This window comes from Streptomyces cyaneochromogenes (genome assembly GCF_003963535.1).
Classification (GTDB): domain Bacteria; phylum Actinomycetota; class Actinomycetes; order Streptomycetales; family Streptomycetaceae; genus Streptomyces; species Streptomyces shaanxiensis.
On sequence record NZ_CP034539.1, the window covers coordinates 9,600,386 to 9,623,574 of the forward strand.

The following is a 23,189-nucleotide window of genomic DNA, read 5'->3' on the forward strand; positions in this document are numbered from 1 at the left end:
TCGGTGGTTTCACGCTAGGACGGGGGAGCGGTTGCGTACTTCTCGATTCCTGACCGATCGAACGGCGGGAGCGTGCCGCCGACCGTTGGCCGAGGGACCGCCGCCGGCCGTAGCGCCAGGCGGCGCGCCCTCACGGTCTGCGCACGCCCCTACGTCGACTCCCGCCGCACCAGCTCCGTAGGCAGGATCACCGCCGCCGGATCCTCACCGCCGATCTGCGCCAGCAGCACCCGCACCATCTCGGCGCTGATGCGGTCGTAGGGCTGCCGGATGGTGGTGAGCTGGGGGCGGGCGGCGAGCGCGGCGGACGAGTCGTCGAAGCCGCCGACCGCGACGTCCTGCGGCACCCGGCGCCCGGTCCGCCCCAGGGCCGTCAGCACGCCCTGCGCCATCAGGTCGGAGGCGACGAACACCGCGTCCAGGTCCGGCGCCTGCGCCAGCAGCCGCTCGGCGCCCGCCTCACCGCTGGCCCGGCTGTAGTCGCCGGACACGATGAGCCGGTCGTCGATCTCGATGCCCGCCTCGGCGAGCACCTCCTTGTAGCCGGCGAGCCGCTCCACACCGCCCGGGGTGTCCAGCGGACCGGTGACCACGCCGATACGGCGGCGGCCGACGGACAGCAGATGGCGCACCATGTCCCGGGCACCGTCCCGGTCGTCCGCCGCCACGTAGCTGACCTTGGAACCGAGCCCGATCGGCTTGCCGCACGCGACCAGCGGCACACCCGCCTCACGCAGCTCCTCGGCCACAGGATCACCGGAGTGGCTGGACACCAGCAGCACCCCGTCGACGTGCCCGGCGGTGATGTACCGCGTTATGCGCCGCCGTTCGTCCTTCGTGCCCGCCAGCATCAGCAGCAACGGGATGTCGTGCGAGGCCAGCGCCTGGGTGCAACCGCGCAGCAGGACATTGAAGTTGGGGTCCTCGAAGAACCTCTCCTGCGGCTCGGTCAGCAGGAAGCCGACGGAGTCCGAACGCCCCGTGATCAGCGAGCGCGCATGCCGGTTGACGACGTAACCCGTCTTGCGGATCGCCGCGTTGACCGCTTCCTGCGCGGCCGGGCTGACGTAGTGCCCGCCGTTGAGCACGCGTGAGACGGTGCCCCGTGAGACTCCGGCCTCGCGCGCCACGTCGTGGATCGTCGGCGGTCTGCGTCGGCCCCCGGTGTTGCTCATGGTCATGACTTTACGGCTCCGGAGAGCAGATCGAGGCTCCAGAACCGCTGGATGACCAGGAAGAGTGCCACCAGCGGGATCACCGCGAGGAACGCACCGGTGATCACCAGCGTGTACAGCGCGGGCGTGTTGGCGCCCTGTTCGAGGAGCGTCTGCAGACCGACCGTGATCGGGAACCGCTCGTCATCGCTGAGCATGATGTACGGCAGCAGGAAGTTGTTCCAGATCGCCACGAACTGGAACAGGAAGACCGTCACCATGCCGGGCACCATCATCGGCAGTGCGACCCGCGTGAAGATCCGCCACTCGCTCGCGCCGTCCATCCGGCCGGCCTCGACGACGTCGGCGGGAACGGCCGCGGCCGCGTAGATCCGCGCGAGGTAGACGCCGTACGGCGAGAGGATCTGCGGCAGCAGCACGGAGAGGTACGAGTCGGTGAGGTCGGCCTTGGCCAGCAGCAGGTACTGCGGGATGGCCAGGATCACCGGCGGCATCAGTACGCCCGCCAGCAGCACGTTGAAGATCGCCTGGCGGCCGGGGAAGCGGTACATCGCCAGGGCGTAGCCGCTGAACGCCGACACGGACGTCGACAGCAGGGCGCCGAGAACGGCGTACAGAGCGGAGTTGCCCATCCACTGCCAGTACACGCCGTCGCGATAGGCGTTCAGGTCCGAGAAGTTGTCGGCGAAGCCCGTACCCGGCAGGAAGGTGAACGTGGAGAACAGCTCACTGCCGGACTTCGTCGCCGCGATCACCACCCAGGCGACGGGCAGCAGGCAGTAGACCGCGCCGAGCAGCAGGGTGACCGTCGGGACCAGCGCGATCCGGCGGCGCAGCGGCGGGCTGCTCTGCGCGGTGCCGGGCGTGGTACCGGCGGCCGGGCCGGTCTTGCTCACGGCAAGAGAACTCATCGCGCCCCTCCTTGACTGACGTCCCGCTTGTTCCGACGGTTCGCGGCCCGCAGGAAGCCGAAGGACAGCAGCAGCGTGGCCAGGGCGATGATCGTGGCCTGCGCGGCCGCCGCGTGGATGTCGCCCTTGCCGAAGGCGTCCTGGTACACCTTCATCAGCGGACTCCACGTCGTGGACACGGAGTTGGTGAGCGGCTTGAGGGTGGTCGGCTCGGTGAACACCTGGAGCGTGGCGATGATCGAGAAGAAGAAGGTCAGCACCAGCGAGGGCGCCACCATCGGGATCTTGATCCGCAGCGCGACCTGCAGCGGCGTGGCTCCGTCCAGCTTGGCCGCCTCGTACACCTCGGCCGGGATCGCCTGCAACGAGGTGTAGATGACGATCATGTTGAAGCCGGTGCCGCCCCAGACCGCGATGTTCGACAGGGCGAGGTAGAGCGGACCGCCGTCCAGCAGGTCCGGCTGCGGCAGGCCCAGCCTGTCGAGCACGAAGTAGAAGGGGCTGACGTCCGGCAGGTACAGGAAGCCCCACAGGAGCGCCGCCACGACGCCGGGGACGGCGTACGGCAGAAAGATCGCGAGCCGGGTGAAGGGCGCGAGGCGCACCTTCTCGGAGTCGAGCATCAGCGCGAACAGCAGGGCGAGGCCCAGCATCACCGGGACCACGATGCAGCCGTAGCCGAGCACGCGCAGTGCGCCGTCGACCAGTTCGCTGTCGGTGAGGGCGTCCGTGTAGTTCTCCAGACCGGCCCACACCTCCTTGCGGGCACCGGCACCGAGGCCGAGCCCGGAGACCTTCACCTTGTGGAAGCTGAGCCAGATCGCGTAGCCGATGGGCAGTGCGAAGAAGAGCAGGAAGAGGGTCGTCGCGGGGAGGAGGAAAAGATAGGGGGCGCTTCGCGCTCGTTTGAGGGTGGTGGTGGGAGACGGGTGGGCGTACGGGGCCCCCTTCACCCCGTACGCCCTCCGGCTTGTGCTGGTCACTCGGAGACCTCGAAGCCCTGCTTCTTCAGGTCGGCGACCGTGTCGTCCTGCATGGTGGTCAGGGCGGAGACGAAGTCCGACTTGTTCTTGGCGGCCTTGCCGAAGGCGTCCTTGAAGGTCGTGTAGGCGACGTTCACGTTCGGGCCCCACGCCGACGGAGCCGTGGTCTCGGCGATCTCGGCGGCCTTCGTGTAGAAGTCGGGCTGGTTGGAGAAGTAGTCCGGCGGCGTGGTGAAGGCGCCGCTGAGCTGGGCCGAGGTGGAGGCCGGGTAGATGCCGCTCTCCTTGGCCAGCGCGGTGAGGGCGTCGCCGTCGGTGTTCAGCCAGGCGGCGAACTTGGCGGCGGCCGCCTTGTGCTCGGAGTCCGTGGTGACGGCGGTGGAGGAGCCGCCCCAGCTGCCGGTGACGTTCTCCGACTGCGACCACTGGGGGAGCGGGGCCATGGCCCACTTGCCCTTGGTGTCGGGCGCGGCCGTGGTCAGGGTGCCCGGGGCCCACACGGCGCTGACCCAGGCGATCTGCTTGCCGGTGTTGAGCGCCTTGTTCCAGGCCGGCGTGTACATCGGCTGGTTGTCGATGGCGCCCTCCTTGACGAGGTCGCCCCAGAACTTGGCGACCTTCTGGGAGGCGGCGTCGTCGATGGCGACCTGCCACTTCTCGCCGGAGGTCGTCCACCACTTGGCGCCGGCCTGCTGGGCGAGGCCGGCGAAGAGGCCGGAGTCGTTGGCGGAGAAGGTGGTCAGGTCCGTGTCGGGGGACTTCTTCTTCAGTGCGCGTGCGGTCTCGGCGAACTGCTCCCAGGTGGTCGGGACCGTCAGGCCGTACTTCTTGAAGAGGTCCTCGCGGTAGTAGAACATCATCGGCCCGATGTCCTGCGGGACCGCGTAGACCGCGTCCGTGCCCAGCGTGGTCTGCTGCCACACGCCGTCGGCGAACTTGCTCTTCGCGTCGCCGACCTCGCTCGCTATGTCCGCGACCGCGTCATTGCTGACCAGGGTCGGCAGCGCCTGGTACTCGGCCTGGACCAGGTCCGGGGCCTTGCCGGCCTTGTGCGCGGTGAGGATCTTGGTGACCAGTGTGTCGCCGGACGCCTGCTTCTTCACCGTGACCGTGATCTGGTCCTTCTTGCCCTGGCCCTTGTTCCACAGGTCGACGACCTTGTCCATGCCGGGCGTCCAGGTCCAGTACGTCAGCGAGACGGGGCCGGATTCGGCCTCGCTGTCGTCATCGGACGAGCCGCAGGCGGCGAGGGCGGTGGCGCCGAGGGCGACGGCGACGGACACAGCTGCGCTTCTGACGAAGAACCGCCGCTTGGTGTTGGGCATGGATCTCTCCCCTGACCTGGGGTCTCCACCTGCTGCGAAGACCTGCCATGCTTCTGTGAGCGTTCACAGTAGAGAAACATCCCGGACACTTGTCAATGGTTGTTGCTGTGCGGTTATGTTGGGCTCGCACCGCTGATCGGATGTGTGCACGTTCCCAAATGATCGATTAAACGGGAGAAATCCATGCCGGAGACCACCCCCAGGGGCCTCACCAGGCTCGCCTTCGGTGGGGACTACAACCCCGAGCAGTGGCCGGAAAGTGTCTGGCAGGAGGACGTCCGGCTGATGCGGGAGGCCGGCGTCACGATGGTGAGCGTCGGGATCTTCTCCTGGGCCCTGCTGGAACCCTCACCCGGGGAGTACGACTTCGGCTGGATGGACCGCCTGTTCGCCCTGCTGCACGAGAACGGCATACGCGTCGACCTGGGCACGCCCACCGTCTGCCCGCCGGTGTGGTTCTACCGCGCCCACCCCGAGGCCCTGCCCGTGACGCCGCAGGGAGCGCGCCACGAGTTCGGCTCCCGCGCCGCGATCTGTCACAGCAACGCGGACTACCGGGCCGCGGCCGCCACCATCACCACCCGGCTCGCCGAACGCTACGGCGACCACCCGGCGCTGGCGATGTGGCACGTGCACAACGAGTACGGCGTCCCCGTCTCCGCCTGCTACTGCGACTCCTGCGCCGCGCACTTCCGCCGCTGGCTGGAGTCGGCGTACGGGACGGTCGACGCGGTCAACGAGGCCTGGGGCACCGCCTTCTGGGGCCAGCGCTACGCCGACTTCGGGCAGATCAACCCGCCCCGGATGACCCCGACGTCCGTCAACCCGGCCCAGGCACTGGACTACAAGCGCTTCGCCGACGCCACCATGCGCGAGAACTTCCGTATGGAACGGGACATCCTGCACCGCCTCTCGCCGGGCGTCCCGGTCACGACCAACTTCATGACGGCCCTCAGCCAGTGCGACTCGGTCGACTACTGGGCCTGGGGCCGCGAGGTCGACATCGTCACCAACGACCACTACCTGATCACCGACGGCCGCCGCACCCACGTCAACCTCGCGATGGCCGCCGACCTCACCAGGTCCGTGGCCGGGGGAGCGCCCTGGATCCTCCTGGAGCACTCCACCTCGGGCGTCAACTGGCAGGCCCGCAACCCGGCCAAGGCCCCCGGCCAGATGGCCCGCAACTCCCTCGCCCATGTGGCGCGCGGTTCCGAGGGCGCCATGTTCTTCCAGTGGCGGCAGTCCCGGCGCGGCGCCGAGAAGTTCCACTCGGCGATGGTCCCGCACGGCGGCACCGACACACGCGTGTGGCGCGAGGTCGTCCAACTCGGAGCCGCCCTCGACTCGTTGAGCACTGTGCGCGGCACCCGCACGCAGGCCGACGTGGCGATGCTGTGGGACTGGCACTCCTGGTGGGCGCAGAACCTCGACTGGCGCCCCAGCGAGGACCACGACCCGCGCGAGCGCGCCGACGCCTTCTACGAGGTGCTCTACGACCGCCACCTCACGGTCGACTTCGCCCACCCGGAAGCCGACCTGTCGGCCTACCCCCTGGTCGTCGTACCCGCGCTGTACCTGATGACGGATGCGGCCGGCCGCAATCTGCGCCAGTACGTCGAGAACGGCGGCACCCTCGTCGTGTCCTACTTCTCCGGCATCGTCGACGAGCACGACGCCGTGCACGAGGGCGCCCACCCCGGGCCGCTGAGGGACGTCCTCGGGCTGACGGTCGAGGAGTTCTCGCCGCTCCTCCAGGACCAGCTGGTGCGCATCACCGGCCCGGACGGCTCCGAGCTCAGCGGCGACGTGTGGACGGAGTTCGTCGTCCCGCGCGGCGCCGAGACCGTGTGGACCTACGCCGACGGCCTGGCCGCGGGCCACCCGGCCGTCACCCGGCACCGGCTCGGCGAGGGCACCGCCTGGTACGTCTCCACCCGGCTGGGCGCCGAGGGGCTCGACGCGCTGCTGGGCTGGGCGATCGAGGACGCCCAGGTCGCACCGCGTGTCGACCTGCCCCGCGATGTCGAGGTCGTGCGCCGCGCCGGCGAGTCGGGCAGCTACCTGTTCGCGATCAACCACACCGCGTCGGATGCCAAGGTGCCGCTGGAGACGCCCGGCACCGAGCTGCTGACCGGCGAACGCGCCGCGGGCCGCCTGGAGGTGCCCGCGGGAGCCGTCCGGGTCGTACGACTCGACGGCTGAGCCGACTCCCCTCCGCCCGCGCGTGCCGCGAGCCGCGGGCGGAGGGGCTGCCTTCGCCGATCCCCCTGGCGAGGGACACCCCCAACCCCATACGTCGAAGGGACGACGGACGAAGATGTTCCATCCCAGACGCACCCGCACCCTCCGGGGTCTGCTGATACCGCTCACCGCCGGACTCGCCCTCACCGCCTTGCCCGCGCAGACCGCCTCGGCGGCGAGCACGCTCACCAACGGCGGCTTCGAGTCCGACGGAACCGGCACCGCCACACCGGCCGGCTGGTCCACGTACTCGGCGGGCGGCCAGAACTCGGCCTCCTTCACCGAAGCCGGTGGCCACGGCGGGAGTTACCGCCTGACCCACTACTCGTCCTCCGCCTACAAGGTGGAGACGTACCAGTACCTGTCCGGGCTCACCAACGGCACCTACAAGCTCACCGCCTGGGTCCGCTCCGGCGGTGGCCAGAACTCGGCGTACCTGGCGCTGAAGAACTGCGGCGGCACGGAGCAGCGCACCGACCTGCCGGTCTCGGCGAGCGGCTGGATCCGGATCGTCGTGCCGGTCAACGTGACCAACAACCAGTGCACGATCAGCATCAACAGTGACGCGAACGCGGGCAACTGGATCAACGTCGACGACCTGACCTTCGCCTCCGGCACGGGCGGCACGTCGATCCACGGCGCCGACATCTCCTCCCTCGCCAAGAGCGAGGCCAAGGGCGGTGTCTACAGGACGAGTTCGGGCACGGCCGGCGACGCGGTCACCATCCTGAAGAACGCCGGCATGAACTACGCGCGGCTGAAGGTCTGGGTCAACCCGGCCGACGGCTACAACAACAAGACGCGCGTCCTCGCCATGGCCAAGCGGGTCAAGGCGGCCGGCATGAAGCTGCTGGTCGACTTCCACTACTCGGACACCTGGGCCGACCCGGGCGCCCAGAGCAAGCCGTCCGCCTGGGCCGGCCACTCCTACAGCCAGCTCAGGACCGACGTGTACAACCACACGTACGACGTGTTGAACGCGTTGAAGGCTCAGGGCACCACCGCCGACATGGTCCAGGTCGGCAACGAGATCAACGGCGGCATGCTGTGGAACGAGGGCTCGACGAGCAACTGGTCGCAGCTCGCCGGACTGCTCAACTCGGGCTATGACGCGGTCAAGGCGGTCAACTCGTCCACCACGGTCGCGCTGCACCTCGCCAAGGGCGGCGATCTCTCCGGCACCCGCTGGTGGTTCGACAGTGCGGTCTCCAACGGAGTGAGGTTCGACGCGATCGGCCTGTCGTACTACGGCTACTGGCACGGCTCGCTCTACGACTTCCAGACCACCCTGGACGACGCGGCCTCCCGCTACGGCAAGCCGGTCTTCGTCGCCGAGACGGCCTACCCGTTCCGGCTGGACAGCGAGGACTCGCACGAGGAGATCATCAACACCACCGGTGAACTGGTCTCCGGCTACCCGGCGAACACGGCCGGGCAGCGCCGGTGGATGAACGACGTGACCAGCATCGTGGAGGCCGTCCCGAACGGCCGCGGCCTCGGTGTCTTCTACTGGGAGGCGACCTGGACCGCCGTCTCCGGCAACGGCTGGGACCCGGCCGACGCCTCGTCCGGCAACGGCTGGGAGAACCAGGCGCTGTTCGGCTACGACGACAAGGCGCTGTCGTCGACGGCGTGGTTCAGCCACCGCTGAGTTCGTTGAATCCACGACAGCAGGGCCCGGCCGTCCCCGTGCGGCCGGGCCCCGTCGCGTTACGGGTGAACGCCCTTGTGTCGTACGGCCGTTCGGTACCGGACAAGGGTCCGAGAGTCCCGGACAGGGTGGCTCCGACTGCGGGACAGTGGGTGGACGCGTGAGGACGCGGACCGTCGGAGGGAGGGACGAGATGCTGAGGACTCCCGTCAGCGTAAGGCGCCTGGACATCCTCGAATGGCTGAAGAACCCGGCCGCGCACTTCCCCAAGCCACGACACGGCGACCCGGTCGAGGACGGCGTCACGGCGGACGCCATGGCCGAGAAGCTCGGAGTGTCGCGCAAGGTAGCCGAGACCCACCTCGGCCTCCTCGTGGACCTCGGCCTGCTGCGCACGAAGCGGATCCGGAGGCGCGCGCACTACCGGCGCGACGAGATGCGGATCGCCGAGGTGGCGCGCATGTTCGAGAAGGGTTGGTAGCCGACGCCAACCGCAGCGGCCGACACCTAGCCCGCGCGCAGTGCCGATTCCGGGCTGAGTTCGTGATGCTCGCGCACCGCGATCCGGGCCAGCTTCGTCAGCATCATGCCGTTGCGGATCGCGACGACGTAGTCGACGGGCAGCCCGTGCATCCGGGTACCGGGGCCCCGCAGGGGGTGCCAGTCGATGACGAAGAGCGTGTGTTCGCCCCAGGGGATCAGCCTCATGGCGATCCGGGCCGCCCCGAAGGGTTCTGCCCTCGCCTCGATCTCCAGGCGCTGCCGTGGTTGGGAGATGCGTACGACGACGGTGTCGTCGAGGGTGAGGCGGCCGATGCCGACCCGGACGCGCAGCCGGGCGCCCACGTCGGGCCAGTGCGGGTCCACGGCGAGAACCCGCTGGGTTCCCGTGACCCACTCCCCGTAGCGACGGCCGTCCGACAGCAGGCTCCAGACCTCGGACGGCGAGCTCAGGATCAGACGGCGATTGCGGGCCACGCCGACCACGCTCCTTCTGGAGTACGGGCTTGTGCTGCTCAGCGGGCCCTTCGACAGTAGCGGCGCGGCGCACTCGCAGCATCCGCAGCGTGCGGGCCCGCGCAGGCCGAGGTCCCGAAGTGACCCTTCCGGCCGCCCGGAGTTACCCTGATTCCCGGCCGCGACGACCCTCGCGGCGCGGCGGTGGGGCCCGCCGTACCCGAACCGCGGCAGTGCTGCCGCCAACGGTCCCTACTTGCGACGACGCGGCCCGCATGCCCGGGCACCGGCGAGTAGGAGACGTACGCCCATGACAGCCCCGGACACCGAGAACCTCCGCGCCCCGGCCCGCGCTCCGCGGCAGCCCGCATGGCGGACACAGGCGCCGGTCGTCGCGGTGGTCGCACTCGGCGGAGCCGTCGGCGCCACGGCCCGCTACGCGTTCGCCCTGGGGTGGCCGACCCCGCAGGGCGGATTCCCCTGGGCGACCTTCTGGACCAACGTGATCGGCTGCGCCGTGATCGGTGTGTTCATGGTGGTCATCACCGACGTGTGGGCCGCGCACCGCCTCGTCCGCCCCTTCTTCGGCACCGGAGTCCTCGGCGGCTTCACCACCTTCTCCACGTACGCCGTCGACATCCAGCACCTGGCCGACAACGGCCATCCCCGCACGGCACTGGCCTACCTCGCCGCGACCCTGATCGCCGCCCTCGCGGCGGTCTGGCTCGCGGCGGCGGGGGCCCGCCGTGTTCTGAAGTGGAGGCGGCCATGACACGGCTGACCGGCAGAGCCCTTCGCCTGACCGTCCTTGTCGGCGAGAACGACACCTGGCACCACAAGCCCCTCTACTCGGAGATCGTCCGTCGCGCCCACGCCGCCGGCCTCGCGGGCGCCAGCGTCTTCCGCGGCATCGAGGGCTTCGGCGCGTCCTCCCTGATCCACACTTCCCGGCTGCTGTCCCTGAGCGAGGACCTGCCGGTCGCGATCGTGATCGTCGACACCGACGAGCCCGTACGGGCCTTCCTGCCGCAGCTCGACGAGCTGGTCACCGAAGGGCTCGTCACGCTCGACGACTGCGAGGTCATCCGGTACACCGGGCGCGACGACACCGCGCGCGCATCGGACACGAAGGGATCGGACACGAAGGGATCGGACACGAAGGGTGAGAAGTCGTCGTGAACTGGCTCCTGGTGATCGCGGGGGCGGTCGTCGGCGCGCCCCTGCGCTACCTCACCGACCGGGCCGTGCAGTCCCGGCACGACTCGGTGTTCCCCTGGGGCACCTTCGCGGTCAACGTCACCGGCTGCCTGATCCTGGGCCTGCTCACCGGCGCGGCATCCGCGGGCGCCGCGAGTTACCACCTCCAGCTGCTCCTGGGCACCGGCCTGTGCGGGGCGCTGACCACGTACTCGACTTTCTCGTACGAGACCCTGCGGCTGACCGAGACGGGTGCCGGGCTGTACGCCGTCGCCAACGTCGTGGGGAGCGTGAGCGCCGGACTCGGGGCTGCGTTCCTCGGGGTGTCGATCGCCGAGGCCATGTGGTCGTAGCGGCCGTGTGGCCGTAGGGGACCGGTTCGCGTAGGGGACCGGTTCGCGTCGTCGTATGTCACGGCCGACCGGGCGGGATGGCGGCTTTCAAGCGCCGTGCCCGGTGAATCTCGCCATTCGCATCCCTTGACACCACCCACGGCTCACCCGGAGTATCTCTCCCGTGAACCTGTCAGACAGCCGGACAGCCGGACAGCCTCCGCGTCGCATCAGCGCCATGGAAGCCGTCCTGGCGCACCTGCGTAGCGCCATCGAGCGCGGCGAATACGCCATCGGCGACAAGCTGCCCTCCGAGGCGGAGCTCTGCCGCACCCTGGAGATCAGCCGTCCCGTGCTGCGCGAGGCCCTCAGGGCCCTGCAGACCATGGGTCTGACCGTCTCCAAGACCGGTAAGGGCACCTTCGTCGTTGCGAACGCCGTCGAGGACCCCACCTTCGGCGACTACGCGGCCAGCGACCTGCTGGAAGTGCGCCGGCATGTCGAGATCCCGGTCGCCGGGTACGCGGCGCTGCGCCGCACCCCGGAGAACCTCGACCACCTGGCCCACCTGCTCGACCGCATGGAACGGGAGACGGACACCACCGCGTGGGTCGCGATGGACACCCTCTTCCACCTGGCCGTGGCCGAGGCCGCCCAGAACCCGGTCTTCCGCCGGGTCATCGAGGAGATCCGCGACGCACTGGCGCGTCAGTCGGCCTTCCTCAACGAGCTGGGCGGCCGCCGCGAGCAGTCCAACCGCGAGCACCGGGCCATCGTCGAGGCGCTGATCGACGGTTCCGAACTCGACGCGACCGACGCCATGGCCCACCACCTGGACCGCGTCGAGACCACCCTCACCGACATCGTGCGCCCCCCGCGCACGGACAGCACCACGGAAGGCGGACCCGAGGCGTGAGCGAACAGCACCTCAAAGACGAGACGCGCCCCCAGTCCGGTCACGTCGACGCCGGAGACCTCGGCTACAGCAAGTCGCTGAAGTCCCGGCACGTCAACATGATCGCCATCGGCGGTGCCATCGGCACCGGCCTGTTCCTCGGCGCCGGCGGCCGACTCGCCGACGCCGGCCCGTCCCTGTTCATCGCCTACGCGGTCTGCGGCGTCTTCGCCTTCCTGGTCGTGCGCGCCCTAGGCGAACTCGTCCTGTACCGCCCGTCCTCCGGCGCCTTCGTGTCGTACGCCCGGGAGTTCATGGGAGAGAAGGGCGCGTACACGGCGGGCTGGATGTACTTCCTGAACTGGGCCACCACCGGCATCGCCGACATCACCGCGGTGGCCACGTACACGCACTACTGGGGCATGTTCTCCGACATCCCGCAGTGGGTGATCGCGCTGATAGCCCTCGCGGTCGTCCTCACCGTGAACCTGATCTCGGTGAAGATCTTCGGCGAACTGGAGTTCTGGTTCGCGATCATCAAGGTCGGCGCGCTCGTCGTCTTCATGTGCATCGGCATCTTCCTGCTGGTCACCCAGCACCCGGTCGACGGCACCACCCCCGGCCCCTCCCTGATCACCGACCACGGCGGCCTCTTCCCCAACGGCCTGCTGCCCATGCTGCTGATCATCCAGGGCGTCGTCTTCGCCTACGCCTCCGTCGAGCTGGTCGGCGTCGCGGCCGGTGAGACCGAGAACCCCGAGAAGATCATGCCGAAGGCGATCAACTCGATCATGTGGCGCGTCGGCCTGTTCTACGTCGGCTCGGTCGTCCTGCTCTCGATGCTGCTGCCCTGGTCGTCTTACAAGGCGGGCGAGAGCCCGTTCGTCACCGTGCTGTCCAACATCGGCATCCCGGCGGCCGGCGGCGTCATGAACCTGGTCGTGATGACCGCGGCCATGTCCTCGCTCAACTCCGGCCTGTACTCCACCGGCCGCATCCTGCGCTCCATGGCGATGTCCGGCTCCGCCCCCAAGTTCACCTCGGTGATGAGCCGCAGCCAGGTCCCGTACGGCGGCATCCTGCTCACCAGCGGTATCTGTGTCCTCGGCGTCGGCCTCAACTTCGTCGTCCCCGCGGACGCGTTCGAGATCGTGCTGAACTTCGCGGCGATCGGCATCCTCGCCACCTGGGGCATGATCATGATCTGTCACCTGCTCTTCTGGCAGAAGACCCAGAAGGGCGAGCTCACCCGCCCCGGCTACCGACTGCCGGGCTCCCCCTGGACCGAACTCGTGACGCTGGCCTTCCTCGCCTCCGTCCTGGTCCTCATGTACGCCGACGGAGGCGCCGGCCGCACCACCGTGCTGTGCCTGCCGCTGATCGTCGGAGCGCTCGTCGCGGGCTGGTACGGCATCCGTGCCCGGGCCGGGCGCACCACCCCCAAGGCCGACGCGTGAGATCCGTATCGGCCGACGACCCCTCATCGGCCCACTACAACCAGGCAGCCAGGCAGTGATGTACAGCAGTTCCATAGCGGACGCACCCCTTGTCCGCGAACCCCTCCACGCCCCCGTCGCCCACCTCGTACGCGGCGGAATGACCGAAGGCATCCACTACGGCTCCGTCGTCGTCCTCGGCGCCGACGGCCAGGTCCGGTTCCAGCTCGGTGACATCGAGGCCGCCTTCTACCCGCGCTCGGCGCTCAAGCCCGTACAGGCCGTCGCCATGGCGCGGGTCGGGCTCCCGCTGGACGGCGAACTGCTCTCGCTCACCGCGGCGAGCCACTCCGGCGAGGAACGCCACCTGGCCGGAACCCGGCGCATCCTCGAACTCGCCGGGCTCACCGAGGACCACCTGCGCAACGTCCCGGACATGCCGTACGACCCGGTCGTGCGGGACGCCTGGGTCCGGGAGGGCCGAACGCCCTCCCGGCTCGCCCAGAACTGCTCCGGCAAGCACGCGGCCATGCTGTACGCCTGCCGGCTCAACGGCTGGTCCCTGGAGGACTACCTCGACCCCGGGCACCCGCTGCAGCAGGCGATCGCCGAGATCGTCGAGGACCTCACGGGGCAACGGATCGCGCGGGTGACCATCGACGGGTGCGGGGCGCCGCTGTTCTCCGTCTCACTGCACGGGCTTGCCCGCGCCGCCGCCCGGATCACCGCCGCGGTGCCGGGCACGCCCGAGGCGCGGGTCGCCGACGCGATGCGGGAGCACGCGGAGATGGCCTCCGGCTCGGGGCGGGACGTGGCCGCGTTGATGCGGGCCGTGCCGGGGCTGCTCGCCAAGGACGGGTTCGAGGGTGTTCAGGTGGCTGCGCTTCCGGACGGCCGGGCCGTTGCCGTGAAGATCGCCGATGGGGCGAATCGGGCGCGGGTGCCGGTGGCCGCGGCCGCTCTTGCGTGGGCCGGTGTGGATCAGGAGCTGCTCACCGAGTTCCAGGGTGAGGCGCTTCTTGGCGGCGGCCGGGAGGTCGGGTGTGTGCGGCCCGTTCGTTCGCTGGAGCCGGTCGTTGTTTCGGCGTGCGCCTAAGGATGTGCCGGATCCCATGCACGGCGGCTGCGGGTCCTTTGTGGCTTGTCGCGCCCGCCCGGCGGTAGCCGCAAATCGATAACGCCCCGCGCCCCTGAAGGGCGCTCACCCTCACCTGCATTGAAAGAGGAAACGTTCCCTCATGACCGTCGTCACCCGTAGCGAACACGATCTGCTCGGCGACCGTGACATACCCGCCGACGCCTACTGGGGTGTCCACACCCTGCGCGCCACAGAGAACTTCCCCATCACCGGGACGCCGATCTCCGCCTACCCGCACCTCATCGACGCCCTCGCCGCCGTCAAGGAGGCCGCTGCCCTCGCCAACGAGGAGCTCGGTCTGCTCGACCCGAAGAAGGCCGCCGCGATCGTCGCCGCCTGCCGGGAGATCCGCACCGGCAAGCTGCACGACCAGTTCGTCGTCGACGTCATCCAGGGCGGCGCCGGCACGTCGACCAACATGAACGCCAACGAGGTCGTGGCCAACCGGGCGTTGGAGCTGTTGGGACACGCGAAGGGCGAGTACCGGTACCTGCACCCCAACGAGGACGTCAACCTCGGGCAGTCGACGAACGACGTCTACCCGACCGCCGTGAAGGTCGCGACGGTGTTCGCGGTGCGCGGGCTGCTCAAGGCGATGGCCGTGCTGCAGGACGCCTTCGCCCGCAAGGCCGTCGAGTTCCGCGACGTGCTGAAGATGGGCCGTACGCAGTTGCAGGACGCGGTGCCGATGACGCTGGGGCAGGAGTTCTCGGCGTATGCCGTCATGATTGACGAGGACCGGTCCCGTCTTGCCGAGGCCGTCGAGTTGATCCATGAGATCAACCTGGGCGCCACGGCCATCGGTACAGGGCTCAACGCCCCTGCGGGGTATGCGGAGTCGGCGCGTCGCCACCTCGCGGAGATCACCGGGCTGCCGCTGGTCACGGCGGCCAACCTGGTCGAGGCGACCCAGGACTGCGGGGCGTTCGTGCAGATGTCCGGGGTGCTCAAGCGGATCGCGGTCAAGCTGTCCAAGAGCTGCAACGACCTGCGGCTGCTCTCCTCCGGGCCGCGTGCGGGGCTCGGTGAGATCAACCTGCCGCCGGTGCAGGCCGGTTCGTCGATCATGCCGGGCAAGGTCAATCCGGTGATCCCCGAGGTCGTCAACCAGGTGGCCTTCGAGGTGATCGGCAACGACGTCGCCATCACCATGGCCGCCGAGGCCGGACAGCTCCAGCTGAACGCCTTCGAGCCGATCATCCTGCACTCCCTGTCGGAGAGCATCACCCACCTTCGGGCGGCCTGCCTGACGCTCGCCGAGCGCTGCGTGGACGGCATCACCGCCAACACCGAGGCGCTGCGCCGGACCGTGGAGAACTCCATCGGCCTGGTCACCGCCCTGAACCCGCACATCGGGTACACGGCGGCCACCGACATCGCCAAGGAGGCCCTCGTCAGCGGCCGTGGCGTGGCCGAACTTGTCCTGGAGAAGGGCCTGTTGCCCGCAGAGACCCTCGCCGACCTGCTCCGTCCGGAGGTCGTCGCGGGCAGCGGCCAGGCACTGGCCTGACCACCCCCCCCGAACCGTGGATGCGCACCGGGACCGGCACGGAGGCACAATGGTGATCATGGCAGCGTCGACGTCGTCACTGACCTTCCAGCCGATCCTGGAGCGCATCGCGGAGGAGATCGGACGGACCCCCGGCCGTGGCCGGCCCGCCGACTACATCCCGGCGCTCGCGGCCTGCGACCCGCGTCGCTTCGGCATGGCCGTCGCGGAACTCGACGGTTCGGTGTACGGCGTGGGGGACTGGCGTGAGCCGTTCTCCACGCAGTCCATCACCAAGGTCTTCACCCTCGCGCTCGACCTGGCCCGCGAGGGGGACGAACTCTGGGAGCACGTGGGCCGAGAGCCCTCCGGCAACCCGTTCAACTCCCTGATCCAACTGGAGTACGAGAACGGCATCCCGCGCAACCCGTTCATCAACGCGGGCGCCCTCGTCGTCACCGACCGCCTTCAGACCCGTACCGGCGACGCCTCGGGGGAACTCCTCGCCTTCCTTCGCGCCGAGAGCGGCAATCGCGCCCTGGACTTCGACAAGGACGTGGCCGCCTCCGAGTCGGCCCACGGCGACCGCAACGCTGCCCTGGCCCATTTCATGGCGTCCTACGGCAACATCGACAACCCCGTCCCGGTCCTGCTCGACCAGTACTTCCGTCAGTGCTCCGTCACGGCCTCCTGCGCCGACCTCGCCCTGGCCACCACGTTCCTGGCCCGCCACGGCATCCGCGCCGACGGCACCCGCCTGCTCACCCGCAGTCAGGCCAAACAGGTCAACGCCGTGATGCTGACCTGCGGCACGTACGACGCGGCGGGCGACTTCGCGTACCGCGTGGGCCTGCCCGGCAAGAGCGGCGTGGGCGGCGGCATCATCGCGGTGGTGCCGGGGCGGTGCACGCTCTGCGTCTGGAGCCCGGGTCTGGACGAGCGGGGCAATTCGGTGGCGGGAGTGGCGGCCCTGGACAGATTCACGACGCTGACGGGCCTGTCGGTGTTCTGACGTAACAGCCAGGCGCCGGATGCGGACATGCCCCTCAGGGGCGCGGGGCTGTTTCGATTTTGCGGCTCCGCGGCGTGGGCGCGACAAGCCCCCACCGCCCCGCAGCCTGCGAACCACACCGCACCAGGCACATGCTTCCCAGCCCTCATGCTTGCCGCAGTCGATCACGCGCCGGACACACCACGGCCTCCCCCCGGAGGGAACCCCGTCAACTTCCGGCCACTCCACGTTGACACGCTGCCCGAGTGTTGGCCATGGCTTTCCCCGTCGATCTCCGCCGCTGCCAGATTCTCGGTCTGGCCGGCACCGCCTTCCTCGCCCTGGGCGGTGAGACGGCCGGTGCGCTGCCGGTCCGGGAACTCCTGGCCCCGTCGTCGGTACACGCGGCCCTGGGCCTGGTCGGTGTCTACTTCGGCGTCGTCCTGCTGATAGCGGCCTGGCTGCTGCTCGGCCGCCTCGTGCGCAGCGCCGACCCGCCGACCCCGCGCGCTCTGCTGCTGGTCCTGGCCGTCTGGGCGACACCGTTGCTGATCGCGCCGCCGCTGTTCAGCCGGGACGTGTACAGCTACCTGGCCCAAGGGGCCATGGTCGACGCCCACATCGACGTGTACGCGTACGGGCCCGCCCACCTCGGCGGCCCGCTCGCCGACGAGGTCGCCCCGCTGTGGCGGCACACCGCGGCCCCCTACGGCCCGGTGTTCCTCGGCGTCGCCTCCGCCCTGTCCGGACTGACCCGCGGCGAACTCCCCGCCGGGCTCATCGGCATGCGGCTGATAGCGCTGCTCGGCGTGGCGCTGATGGCGGCCGCGCTGCCGCGCCTGGCCCGGCACAGCGGTGCCGACCCGGCCGCCGCGCTGTGGCTGGGCGCCCTGAACCCGCTCGTGCTGCTGCATCTGGTCGCGGGCGCCCACAACGACGCCATCATGCTCGGCCTGCTCGGCGCCGGCCTGGTCGCGGCCCTCGGCCGGTGGCCCGTCCTGGGCGCCGTACTCGTCACGCTCGCCGCCCTGGTCAAGGCGCCCGCCGCGCTGGGCCTCGCGGCGGTCGTGCTGCTGATGATGCGGGCGGGCCGGCACGTGGCCAAGGCCGTGCTCACCACGGTGGCAGCGTCCGCCGCGACCACGGTCGCCGCAACGGCCGTCGCGGGCACGGGATACGGCTGGATAGGCGCCCTGGACACCCCGGTCTCCCCGCAGAACTGGGCGCTCACCAGTCTGCTCGGCCGGGCCACCGCCTCCCTGCTGGACGAGATCGGCAGCGATCTGGCGCCGCTGGCCGTCCCGGCGTGGCACATCTTCGGTCTGGTCCTCACGGCGGTCCTCGTGGTCCTCATATGGTGGCGCTGGCGTCCGCGCCCCGTGTACGCGCTCGGCCTGAGCCTGGCCGCGGTGGCCGCCTTCGGACCGGCGATCCGCCCCTGGTACGCGCTGTGGGGCCTGTTCCTCATCGCCGCCGCGGCGCCCAGCACCTCGGTACGGCACCGGGTGGCGGCGCTGACCGGAGTGCTCGCGCTGGCCGTCCTGCCCAGCGGCGGCTCCGCGGACGTCGGCCAGTTGGTCCTGGCCGTCTCCGGGGGCGCGCTCGCCGTGGTCGTCCTGTGGCAGGCACATCTGGCCGCGCAGGCCCCGGCCCTGGAGCGCACCGCATGAGACTCCCGCGCACCGACCGCGCCCGGCTCGCCCTGGTGGTCGTACTCGCCGCCGTCGTGATCGTCTTCACCGCGACCGTGCCCCTGCTGCGCGACTGGTTCGACCTGCGCGTCTACTACGGCACCATCGACAGCTGGATCCATCACGACGGCCGTATCTACGACTACCGGGTGCCCGGCACCATGTACGGCTTCACCTACCCGCCGTTCGCGGCCGTCGTCATGCTGCCCATGGCACTGGTCGGTCTGCACGTCGCGATCGCCCTGGCGCTGCTGCTCAACCTGGCGGCACTCGCCTTCGCGCTGCGCGTGCTGGCCGGACGGTCCTGGCGGCGCTACGGCTGGTACGGCGTTGCGCTCGCGGCCTGCGTGCTGGCCCTGTTCGAACCGCTGCGGGACACGTTCAGCTTCGGCCAGGTGAACGTCCTGCTGCTGGCGCTGGTGCTCCTCGACTGCTGGCTGTTGTCCACGGGGCGGGAGCGCTGGGCGGGTGTGGGCATCGGCCTCGCGGCCGCGATCAAGCTGACGCCCGCCGCGTTCATCGGCCTGCTGCTGGTGGCCCGGCGCTGGCGAACGGCCGCCGTGGCGACGGCCGTTGCGGCCGCGGCCACGGCGCTGGCCGCCTGGGTGGCCCCCGACGCCTCCCGCTTCTACTGGACGCACGCCATGTGGGACACCACCCGGGTGGGCCGTCTCGACTACGTCTCCAACCAGTCGGTGCAGGGCATCCTGGCCCGGCTCGGCGTTGCGGACCGCGCGGTCTGGGCGGTGGTGGTCCTGCTGGTCCTGGGCGTCTGGATGGCGCGTACCCGGCGGGCGGTCCTGGCGGAGGACTGGACGGCGGCGTTCGCCCTCACCGGGCTGACCGCCTGTCTGGTCAGCCCGATCACCTGGGTCCACCACCTGGTGTGGCTGCTGCCGTCCTTCGCCGTCCTGGTCCGCGCCGGACACGCCCGGATCGCGGCGGTCCTGTACGCGGTGCTGTGCACGAGCGTGGTGTGGCTGTGGTTCGACGACGCATCCGGCGTGGACGGCTTCCTCGGCAGCAACACGTACGCCTGGATCACGCTCGGTCTGCTGCTGTGGCTGCCGGTCGGTCAGTCCGGGTCCACCAGCTCGAAGAACCGGGCGCGCAGCACGAGCGAGATGAAGCCGGCCCCCACACCGGCGGCGCCCGCGATCGCCCACGCCTCCGCCCAGCCGACCCCGGACGGCTGCGACCGCCCCCCGCCCTCCGATGCCACCGCGGCCACCACGGGGTCCGTCACGGGCCCCGGCCTGGGCTTCGCCCGCAAGGCGTCGAGCGATCCCACCGGTTCGACCCGCCCGGCCGCGTCGAACCCCCAGTCGAGCAGCTCCCCGGCCTCCTCGTAGACGGCGAACCCGCCGCCCGCCTGAGGGTTCAGCACGGTGACGACGAGGGTGCGATCGCCGTGGCGGGCGGCGGCGACGAGCGTGTTGCCCGCCTTGCTGGTGTAGCCGTTCTTGATGCCGATGAGCCCCGGATAGGGGTCCACGCCGTCCGCGCCGGTCAGCAGCCGATTGGTGTTCCGGATCCGGTACGACCAGCCGTTCCTGCCCGGGAACCACGCGTCCGCGGTGCCGCAGTACCGGGCGAAGTCCGCGTTGCGCAGCCCCGCCCGGCCGAACACCGCGAGGTCGTACGCCGACGAGACCTGGCCGGGCGTGTCGTAACCGTCGGGCGACAGCACCCGCGTGTCGAGGGCGCCCAGCGCACGGGCCTTGTCCTGCATACGGGCGGCCGTGAAGCGCCAGCCGCCGTTCAGCGAGGCCAGCACCCGCACGGCGTCGTTGCCGGAGCTGAGGAACACCCCGCGCCACAGGTCGGCGACCTTGTACGTCCGTCCCTCGGCGACCCCCACGAGACTGCTGCCGGGCCCGATCCCCGCCAGCTCCTCCTCGCTCACCCGGTGCCGGATGCCGACGGGCAGCGTCGGCAGCACGGTGAGGGCGAACAGCGTCTTCAAGGTGCTGGCGGGCGGCAGTTCACGGTGCGCGTTGCGCGCGGCGAGCACCTCGCCGGTGTCGGCGTCGGCCACCAGCCACGACAGCGCGGAGACCCGCGGCGGCCGGGATACGTCGGCGTTGGGCCGCACATGGGTGCCGGGCCGGTACAGCAGCGCCGGTCGTGGTGTCGTCGCCTGTTGCCCGCCGGGCGGGTCGGGGTCGGGCCCCGTGCGGGCGGCCGCGGCTGTCGGCGCCAGTGCCAGCAGGCCGGCCGCGCACAGCGCGCAGGTGGCCGCGAGGGTTCGGGAGGCAAATCCGATCTTCATACCGCCAACCTAGGAACGCGGCCGTCGTCCACCGCGCTGCCCGGGCCGGGCGGGCCGCGCCGGCACCCGGACGGGCGATGCCCGTGGCGGTGTGTCAGTCGCCGGGCAGCGTCGGCTGGATCCGCCGCAGGAACGTCGCGTTGTCGGGTGTCTCGCGCATGCGCTCCAGAAGGGTTTCCAGGTTGGCCTGGCCGTCCCGGCCCTGCAGGGCCCGGCGCAGGCCGCGCACGGTGGTCAACTCGGCCGGGGGCAGGAGGAGTTCCTCGCGCCGGGTGCCGGACGGGTTGATGTCGACGGCGGGGAAGACCCGGCGGGAGGCGAGGTCGCGGCTCAGGCGCAGCTCCATGTTGCCGGTGCTCTTGAGCTCCTCGAAGAAGAAGTCGTCGGCCCGGGAACCGGTCTCCACGAGTGCCGTGGCGAGGATGGTGAGCGAGCCGCCCTCCTCGGTGAGCCGCGCGGCGCCGAAGAACCGCTTCGGCCCCTGCAGGGCGGCCGCGTCGACGCCGCCGCTCAGGGTGCGGCCACCGGACGCGGCCGCGTTGTTGTGTGCCCGGCACAGCCGGGTCAGCGAGTCGAGCAGGATGACGACGTCCTCGCCCGCCTCGACGAGCCGCTTGGCCCGCTCGATCACGAGCTCGGCCAGCGCGATGTGCTGCCTGGGCGCCCGGTCGAAGGTCGAGGCGTACACCTCGCCCCGCACCGAGCGCCGCATGTCGGTGACTTCCTCGGGGCGTTCGTCGACGAGCACCACCATCAGCCGGCATTCCGGATGGTTGCCGGTGACGGCGGCCGCGATCTGCTGGAGGAGGACCGTCTTGCCGGTCTTGGGCGGGGCCACGATCAGGCCCCGCTGGCCCTTGCCCACGGGGGCGATCAGGTCGGTGACACGGCCGGTCAGACCGGACCCCGGGTGTTCGAGACGGATCCGCTCACGCGGGTGAAGCGGCGTCAGCTCGCCGAAGCGACGGCGGTTCTTGTCAGGGGTGCGCCCGTTGACGCGGGCGACTTCGGTGAGGGCGCGCTGAGTACCGCGTACGCCGTCGACGAGGTCGCCCTTGCGCAGGCCGTAGCGGCGGATCAGCGCGGGGGAGACCTGCGGGTCGGCGGGCGACGGCAGCAGGTTCGCGGCGCGCAGGTACCCCTTCCCGTTCGTGTCGATGTCGAGGACACCGGTGACGGCACGGACCGGGGGCTGCTGCTCCACGGGAGGGTTCTCGAGTGTGGTGGTGGTCATTCGGTGATCGGTCCTTTCCCGGACGGAAGGCATGGGACATGCGGAAGGAAGGGATGAGCCGCGGACATGGGGAAGGCGGACAGAGTGCCTTCGGGCGGCGGACACAACACCTCGGGTACGGCAGATCCGCTGGGTCACGAGGTGGTGAGGCGAAGCCGGTACATCTACCGGCGAACTGAGGGAGAACTGGCACCGGCGCCCTCGAACGGGCGTACACAAGTGCTACCGGGACACTAGCACGCCGGTTGAGCGCATGGCCACCTCGAAAAGACGGGGCATCCGGGTGTCGATTCGGACCGGTCCCGTTCGTAGGTGGGGTGCAGGAAGCTCATGAGGACCGGGAGGACCGAGGAAGTACATGCTGCTCGTCTGCGGTGACGACTCCGCGGACGCCTCGGGAATGGCCCCCGTCGAACCCTGGGTGGACGACCTCGGCGACCGCCGCGTACGCCTGCACGGCCACCGGCTGGCGCCCCCGGACCGGGCCGTCACCGTACGCGTGCGTGGCGGTGAGGTGTTGCGCAGCGACGGGCCGTTCGCGGAGGCGAAGGAGTACGTCGCCGGGTTCGACCTCCCTGAGTGCGACGGCATGGAGGAGGCCATCGAGGCGGCGGCGCGGCATCCCGTGGCCGGCATCGGGGCCATGGAGGTACGGCCGTTCTGGGAGGACGAGGACGCCGAGGCGCGGATCCGCGCGCTTGACGCCGAGCGACACCACCGCGCCCACCGCCGAGGAGACCGGCTGGGCCGGCATCGCCGCCCTGTACGGCGAGTTGGCCCGCTTCGTGCCCTCCGCCGTCGTCCGCCTCAACCGCGCGGTCGCCGTCGGCATGGCCGAGGACACGCAGGCGGGCCTTGCCCTGGTGGCGGAGCTGGAGGAGCAGGGCGAGCTGGCCGGGTACCACCTGTTGCCGGCGACCCGCGCCGATCTGCTGCGCCGCAGCGGCCGTACGAAGGAGGCGGCCGGGGCGTACCGGCGGGCCCTGGAACTGGTGGAGAACGACGCGGAACGCAGGTTCCTCGAAAGGCGGCTCGCGGAGTGTCGATCCGGGTAGGGGCCGTTCGTCGGTGGGGTGAAAGAGCCCCTTCGACATCGGAGGCCCCGATGGCCACGCACGCCCCCGCGCCCCGCACCGGCAAGCTGCACGAGAGCCTCGCCTCGCTCCTGCGGGCCCGCCGAACGCCTCCCGCCCCGGGCGACGGACCGGGGACGCCGGACGTCTGGCTCGCCGGGCTCCGCCTGCGCGGTTGAGCGGAGGCGTACCCGG

The 23,189-nt window shown here is 70.5% G+C and carries 21 protein-coding genes and 2 pseudogenes; 16 read left to right on the forward strand and 7 right to left on the reverse strand.

The window, feature by feature from the left end; translation table 11 throughout:
• Window positions 1-149 precede the first annotated feature (149 nt).
• The 4 genes from EJ357_RS43045 to EJ357_RS43060 are packed head-to-tail and all read right to left on the reverse strand — an operon-like array spanning window position 150 to window position 4,394.
• Window positions 150-1,181, reverse strand: a complete 1,032-nt coding sequence (locus EJ357_RS43045; RefSeq protein ID WP_126397594.1) for a LacI family DNA-binding transcriptional regulator — start codon at window positions 1,179-1,181, stop codon at window positions 150-152.
• Window positions 1,178-2,086 carry a carbohydrate ABC transporter permease gene (locus EJ357_RS43050; RefSeq protein WP_126397596.1) on the reverse strand — a complete coding sequence of 303 codons (909 nt, stop codon included), beginning with the start codon at window positions 2,084-2,086 and terminating at the stop codon, window positions 1,178-1,180. Before EJ357_RS43050 ends, EJ357_RS43045 begins: the two co-directional genes overlap by 4 nt.
• A complete protein-coding gene (locus tag EJ357_RS43055; RefSeq protein ID WP_175647737.1) occupies window positions 2,083-3,069 on the reverse strand; it encodes a carbohydrate ABC transporter permease in 987 nt (328 codons plus the stop codon). The genes EJ357_RS43050 and EJ357_RS43055 overlap by 4 nt, the downstream gene beginning before the upstream one ends.
• Window positions 3,066-4,394: an ABC transporter substrate-binding protein gene (locus EJ357_RS43060; RefSeq protein WP_126397598.1), complete on the reverse strand. Its 1,329-nt coding sequence runs from the start codon at window positions 4,392-4,394 to the stop codon at window positions 3,066-3,068. The genes EJ357_RS43055 and EJ357_RS43060 overlap by 4 nt, the downstream gene beginning before the upstream one ends.
• A gap of 183 nt (window positions 4,395-4,577) precedes the next feature.
• Here EJ357_RS43060 and EJ357_RS43065 point away from each other — a divergent pair, with 183 nt between their 5' ends.
• The 3 genes from EJ357_RS43065 to EJ357_RS43075 all read left to right on the forward strand — a co-directional run bounded on the left by EJ357_RS43065 (window position 4,578) and on the right by EJ357_RS43075 (window position 8,770).
• Window positions 4,578-6,599 (forward strand): beta-galactosidase, encoded by a 2,022-nt coding sequence (locus tag EJ357_RS43065; RefSeq protein WP_126397600.1) that lies wholly within the window; start codon window positions 4,578-4,580, stop codon window positions 6,597-6,599.
• A 115-nt stretch (window positions 6,600-6,714) separates the two neighbouring features.
• Window positions 6,715-8,289, forward strand: coding sequence for a glycosyl hydrolase 53 family protein (locus tag EJ357_RS43070; RefSeq protein WP_126397602.1), 1,575 nt, complete (start codon window positions 6,715-6,717; stop codon window positions 8,287-8,289).
• Between the two features lie 193 nt (window positions 8,290-8,482).
• A complete protein-coding gene (locus EJ357_RS43075; protein WP_126397604.1) occupies window positions 8,483-8,770 on the forward strand; it encodes a helix-turn-helix domain-containing protein in 288 nt (95 codons plus the stop codon).
• 26 nt (window positions 8,771-8,796) lie between these two features.
• Here the strand turns inward: EJ357_RS43075 and EJ357_RS43080 are convergent, their stop codons facing one another.
• Window positions 8,797-9,267, reverse strand: a complete 471-nt coding sequence (locus EJ357_RS43080) for an SRPBCC family protein (protein ID WP_126397606.1) — start codon at window positions 9,265-9,267, stop codon at window positions 8,797-8,799.
• A gap of 289 nt (window positions 9,268-9,556) precedes the next feature.
• Here EJ357_RS43080 and crcB (EJ357_RS43085) point away from each other — a divergent pair, with 289 nt between their 5' ends.
• The 10 genes from crcB (EJ357_RS43085) to EJ357_RS43130 all read left to right on the forward strand — a co-directional run bounded on the left by crcB (EJ357_RS43085) (window position 9,557) and on the right by EJ357_RS43130 (window position 19,767).
• Complete coding sequence (crcB, locus tag EJ357_RS43085; protein WP_126397608.1) at window positions 9,557-10,018, forward strand: fluoride efflux transporter CrcB; 462 nt, start codon at window positions 9,557-9,559, stop codon at window positions 10,016-10,018.
• A complete protein-coding gene (locus tag EJ357_RS43090) occupies window positions 10,015-10,425 on the forward strand; it encodes a DUF190 domain-containing protein (RefSeq protein WP_126397610.1) in 411 nt (136 codons plus the stop codon). Before crcB (EJ357_RS43085) ends, EJ357_RS43090 begins: the two co-directional genes overlap by 4 nt.
• Complete coding sequence (gene crcB, locus EJ357_RS43095) at window positions 10,422-10,796, forward strand: fluoride efflux transporter CrcB (RefSeq protein WP_126397612.1); 375 nt, start codon at window positions 10,422-10,424, stop codon at window positions 10,794-10,796. Before EJ357_RS43090 ends, crcB (EJ357_RS43095) begins: the two co-directional genes overlap by 4 nt.
• 217 nt (window positions 10,797-11,013) lie before the next feature.
• Window positions 11,014-11,691, forward strand: coding sequence for a FadR/GntR family transcriptional regulator (locus EJ357_RS43100; RefSeq protein ID WP_126397614.1), 678 nt, complete (start codon window positions 11,014-11,016; stop codon window positions 11,689-11,691).
• Window positions 11,688-13,127 carry an amino acid permease gene (locus EJ357_RS43105; RefSeq protein ID WP_126397616.1) on the forward strand — a complete coding sequence of 480 codons (1,440 nt, stop codon included), beginning with the start codon at window positions 11,688-11,690 and terminating at the stop codon, window positions 13,125-13,127. The genes EJ357_RS43100 and EJ357_RS43105 overlap by 4 nt, the downstream gene beginning before the upstream one ends.
• 58 nt (window positions 13,128-13,185) lie before the next feature.
• Complete coding sequence (locus tag EJ357_RS43110; RefSeq protein ID WP_126397618.1) at window positions 13,186-14,202, forward strand: asparaginase; 1,017 nt, start codon at window positions 13,186-13,188, stop codon at window positions 14,200-14,202.
• Window positions 14,203-14,344: 142 nt separating this feature from the next.
• Window positions 14,345-15,754, forward strand: a complete 1,410-nt coding sequence (gene aspA, locus EJ357_RS43115; protein ID WP_126397620.1) for an aspartate ammonia-lyase — start codon at window positions 14,345-14,347, stop codon at window positions 15,752-15,754.
• A 49-nt stretch (window positions 15,755-15,803) separates the two neighbouring features.
• Entirely contained in the window at window positions 15,804-16,745 is a 942-nt protein-coding gene (locus tag EJ357_RS43120) for a glutaminase (RefSeq protein WP_126397622.1), read from the forward strand.
• A 254-nt stretch (window positions 16,746-16,999) separates the two neighbouring features.
• Entirely contained in the window at window positions 17,000-18,394 is a 1,395-nt protein-coding gene (gene mptB / locus EJ357_RS43125; RefSeq protein WP_126397624.1) for a polyprenol phosphomannose-dependent alpha 1,6 mannosyltransferase MptB, read from the forward strand.
• On the forward strand, window positions 18,391-19,767 hold the full coding sequence (locus EJ357_RS43130) for a glycosyltransferase 87 family protein (RefSeq protein ID WP_126397626.1): 1,377 nt from the start codon (window positions 18,391-18,393) through the stop codon (window positions 19,765-19,767). The genes mptB and EJ357_RS43130 overlap by 4 nt, the downstream gene beginning before the upstream one ends.
• Window positions 19,768-19,850: 83 nt before the next feature.
• Here EJ357_RS43130 and EJ357_RS49845 read toward each other — a convergent pair.
• Window positions 19,851-20,687: pseudogene (locus EJ357_RS49845) on the reverse strand (D-alanyl-D-alanine carboxypeptidase family protein); the annotation flags it as partial.
• Window positions 20,688-20,781: 94 nt separating this feature from the next.
• Window positions 20,782-21,921, reverse strand: coding sequence for a transcription termination factor Rho (gene rho / locus EJ357_RS43140; RefSeq protein WP_126397630.1), 1,140 nt, complete (start codon window positions 21,919-21,921; stop codon window positions 20,782-20,784).
• Window positions 21,922-22,321: 400 nt separating this feature from the next.
• Between rho and EJ357_RS43145 the strand changes: the two are divergent.
• The 3 genes and pseudogenes from EJ357_RS43145 to EJ357_RS48700 form a co-directional block, all read left to right on the forward strand.
• A pseudogene (locus EJ357_RS43145) lies at window positions 22,322-22,573 on the forward strand (YciI family protein); the annotation flags it as partial.
• 46 nt (window positions 22,574-22,619) lie between these two features.
• Window positions 22,620-22,976, forward strand: a complete 357-nt coding sequence (locus EJ357_RS43150; protein ID WP_407698547.1) for an RNA polymerase sigma factor — start codon at window positions 22,620-22,622, stop codon at window positions 22,974-22,976.
• Window positions 22,977-23,026: 50 nt separating this feature from the next.
• Window positions 23,027-23,173 (forward strand): hypothetical protein, encoded by a 147-nt coding sequence (locus EJ357_RS48700; protein WP_175647227.1) that lies wholly within the window; start codon window positions 23,027-23,029, stop codon window positions 23,171-23,173.
• The last annotated feature ends 16 nt before the right edge of the window (window positions 23,174-23,189 follow it).

Bases quoted from the DNA above. Each gene is read 5' to 3' on its own strand.
- EJ357_RS43045 (WP_126397594.1), bottom strand. From the start codon at position 1,181: ATGACCATGAGCAACACCGGGGGCCGACGCAGACCGCCGACGATCCAC.
- EJ357_RS43050 (WP_126397596.1), bottom strand. From the start codon at position 2,086: ATGAGTTCTCTTGCCGTGAGCAAGACCGGCCCGGCCGCCGGTACCACG.
- EJ357_RS43060 (WP_126397598.1), bottom strand. From the start codon at position 4,394: ATGCCCAACACCAAGCGGCGGTTCTTCGTCAGAAGCGCAGCTGTGTCC.
- EJ357_RS43065 (WP_126397600.1), top strand. From the start codon at position 4,578: ATGCCGGAGACCACCCCCAGGGGCCTCACCAGGCTCGCCTTCGGTGGG.
- EJ357_RS43070 (WP_126397602.1), top strand. From the start codon at position 6,715: ATGTTCCATCCCAGACGCACCCGCACCCTCCGGGGTCTGCTGATACCG.
- EJ357_RS43075 (WP_126397604.1), top strand. From the start codon at position 8,483: ATGCTGAGGACTCCCGTCAGCGTAAGGCGCCTGGACATCCTCGAATGG.
- crcB (WP_126397608.1), top strand. From the start codon at position 9,557: ATGACAGCCCCGGACACCGAGAACCTCCGCGCCCCGGCCCGCGCTCCG.
- EJ357_RS43090 (WP_126397610.1), top strand. From the start codon at position 10,015: ATGACACGGCTGACCGGCAGAGCCCTTCGCCTGACCGTCCTTGTCGGC.
- EJ357_RS43100 (WP_126397614.1), top strand. From the start codon at position 11,014: ATGGAAGCCGTCCTGGCGCACCTGCGTAGCGCCATCGAGCGCGGCGAA.
- EJ357_RS43110 (WP_126397618.1), top strand. From the start codon at position 13,186: ATGTACAGCAGTTCCATAGCGGACGCACCCCTTGTCCGCGAACCCCTC.
- aspA (WP_126397620.1), top strand. From the start codon at position 14,345: ATGACCGTCGTCACCCGTAGCGAACACGATCTGCTCGGCGACCGTGAC.
- EJ357_RS43120 (WP_126397622.1), top strand. From the start codon at position 15,804: ATGGTGATCATGGCAGCGTCGACGTCGTCACTGACCTTCCAGCCGATC.
- mptB (WP_126397624.1), top strand. From the start codon at position 17,000: ATGGCTTTCCCCGTCGATCTCCGCCGCTGCCAGATTCTCGGTCTGGCC.
- EJ357_RS43130 (WP_126397626.1), top strand. From the start codon at position 18,391: ATGAGACTCCCGCGCACCGACCGCGCCCGGCTCGCCCTGGTGGTCGTA.
- rho (WP_126397630.1), bottom strand. From the start codon at position 21,921: ATGACCACCACCACACTCGAGAACCCTCCCGTGGAGCAGCAGCCCCCG.
- EJ357_RS48700 (WP_175647227.1), top strand. From the start codon at position 23,027: ATGGCCACGCACGCCCCCGCGCCCCGCACCGGCAAGCTGCACGAGAGC.